Annotated in this window: 3 protein-coding genes and 2 pseudogenes; 3 read left to right on the top strand and 2 right to left on the bottom strand. The window is 59.3% G+C overall.

The window, feature by feature from the left end; genetic code table 11:
• Window positions 1-288, top strand: a pseudogene (locus OQK_RS00295) (pseudouridine synthase); the annotation flags it as partial.
• A gap of 82 nt (window positions 289-370) precedes the next feature.
• On the opposite strand, the gene OQK_RS00290 reads toward OQK_RS00295, so the two are convergent.
• A complete protein-coding gene (locus OQK_RS00290) occupies window positions 371-592 on the bottom strand; it encodes a YgdI/YgdR family lipoprotein (protein ID WP_016770600.1) in 222 nt (73 codons plus the stop codon).
• 78 nt (window positions 593-670) lie between these two features.
• Entirely contained in the window at window positions 671-1,273 is a 603-nt protein-coding gene (mobA, locus tag OQK_RS00285; protein WP_016770599.1) for a molybdenum cofactor guanylyltransferase MobA, read from the bottom strand.
• A gap of 81 nt (window positions 1,274-1,354) precedes the next feature.
• Between mobA and moaB the strand changes: the two genes are divergently transcribed.
• Both moaB and OQK_RS29780 read left to right on the top strand, forming a co-directional pair.
• On the top strand, window positions 1,355-1,894 hold the full coding sequence (gene moaB / locus OQK_RS00280) for a molybdenum cofactor biosynthesis protein B (RefSeq protein WP_016770598.1): 540 nt from the start codon (window positions 1,355-1,357) through the stop codon (window positions 1,892-1,894).
• Window positions 1,878-2,049: pseudogene (locus OQK_RS29780) on the top strand (molybdopterin molybdenumtransferase MoeA); the annotation flags it as partial. The gene moaB and the pseudogene OQK_RS29780, both read left to right, overlap by 17 nt.

Below are 2,049 nucleotides of genomic sequence, written 5' to 3'. Positions count from 1 at the left end.
GGGCCTGGCGCCAGCAATACCGAAACGGCGGTCGAGGTGCGTGAGAAAAATGGTGATCTGTGGCGCTATGGCCTGTATCCCGTGACGGGCAAGAAGCATCAGTTGCGTGTGCACATGACGTCGCTGGGAGCGAGTATCTGCAACGATCCGTTTTATCCGACTGTGTTGAAAGATGTCGAGGACGATTACGCCAACCCGTTGAAGCTGCTTGCGCAAGGCCTGCGCTTCATCGACCCGGTGACCGGTGAGTTGCGGGAGTTCGAGAGTCAAATCACCTTGCAGTGGTAATGCTGAAACTGCTTTCCGAGCGCCCATGAAAAAGCCCGCATGACAATGCGGGCTTTTCTGTATCCGGTAACGACGCGGAGCCTTACAGCTCTTTAACGGTACGAACCTGATCCTTGTTGATGCGGGTCTCTTTGCCGTCCAGCTGCTGGAACTCGTAGAAGCCCGAATCATCATCGTATTTCGGGGTGTCGACGGCCTGGATTTCGCGACCGTCATTCAAGGTGATCACTGTTGGCGAGGAGCAACCTGCGAGGGTTGCCAGGCCCAGTGCGAGCATGAAAGTGGCGAGGGTCCGTTGAGTCATGAGTGTGTCTCCGAATGGGAAATCTTCTGGTTACTGAGCTTGAGACGTAAACAAGGCGTGAGAGTTCCTTGGATAGTGTCAGTCTGACACAGTGTTGTGCAGATGTAACAATTCGGGGGTGTTGAGATTGGCCAGTCGCGGGTCGTTGTCAGGGCATTGCAATGCGACGGCGCCGAGGCTGCGCATTACCCGCCCCGGGCTGCGCTCGCCTGCATTCCAGGCTGCTTCGAATGCCGGCAACAGCGCCACGGGAATCACGCACAGCAGCGGTTCCCAATGCTCGCCGTGGCGCAGCATTAAAGGTTTTTCACGTTGCAGATTGGCAGTAATCAGCATGTCTTCGAGCAAGGCCTCGTCGATTCGCGGCACATCACATGGCAACACCAGCAGATGCGCATGGCGCGCCGCTTTCAGCCCGGCACGAATACCGGCCAGCGGCCCGGGGAAATCGCCTTCATCATCCATCACCAACTGATCGGCAAACCCGGCATAACGCTCGCGATTGCGGTTGCAGGAGATGATCAGATCGTCGGTCAACGGCCGTACCTTGCGCTGCAGATGCGCGATCAACGGCTCGCCCAGCCACTCGATGAGGCCCTTGTCCTGACCGCCCATGCGTTGACCGCGTCCACCGGCCAGAAGCAGGACGGAGCAGGGTGGCAACGGGTTGTTCGAGGGCATGACGACTCTCCAGAGGGGCGGCGGAAAAATGAGCCGCTGTGATATAACACCGGGCTGTTTCCCCTACAACTGGAAGAGCCTATGAAAGCCAAGGCTGATGTACCTTTCGTGCCGCTCAATATTGCGGTGCTGACTGTCAGCGACACCCGAACCCTGGAAACCGATACCTCCGGCCAGGTCTTCGTTGATCGCTTGATCGCGGCCGGTCACGCGCTGGCCGAGCGGGTTTTGCTTAAAGATGATCTCTACAAAATCCGTGCGCAAGTCGCCAACTGGATTGCCGACGATGTGGTTCAGGTTGTGTTGATCACCGGCGGCACCGGCTTCACCGGGCGTGACAGCACGCCGGAAGCGGTGGCATGCCTGCTCGACAAACAGGTCGACGGATTCGGCGAACTGTTCCGCCAGATTTCCGTAGCCGATATCGGCACTTCGACTGTGCAGTCCCGGGCCTTGGCTGGTCTGGCCAACGGCACGCTGGTGTGCTGCCTGCCGGGTTCGACCAATGCGGTTCGCACCGGCTGGGATGGCATCCTCGCTGAGCAACTGGACGCCCGCCATCGTCCGTGCAATTTCGTCACCCACCTGAAGCAGGCGGCGCCGTGTGAATCCCGTGGGTAAGCCGGGCAAGACCGGCAGTCTGCTGCCTGTCGAAACGGCGCTCGAGCGTTTGCTGGCCATGGCCGATGCGTCGCGCATTGTCGAGCGCGAGCACTTGCCGCTGGCTCAAGTCGAAGGGCGGGTGCTGGCGGAAGATCTGATCTCGACGCTGGATC

This window comes from Pseudomonas sp. R62, from assembly GCF_000257605.1.
Lineage (GTDB): Bacteria > Pseudomonadota > Gammaproteobacteria > Pseudomonadales > Pseudomonadaceae > Aquipseudomonas > Aquipseudomonas atacamensis.
This window is presented reverse-complemented; position numbering and strand designations above follow the sequence as displayed.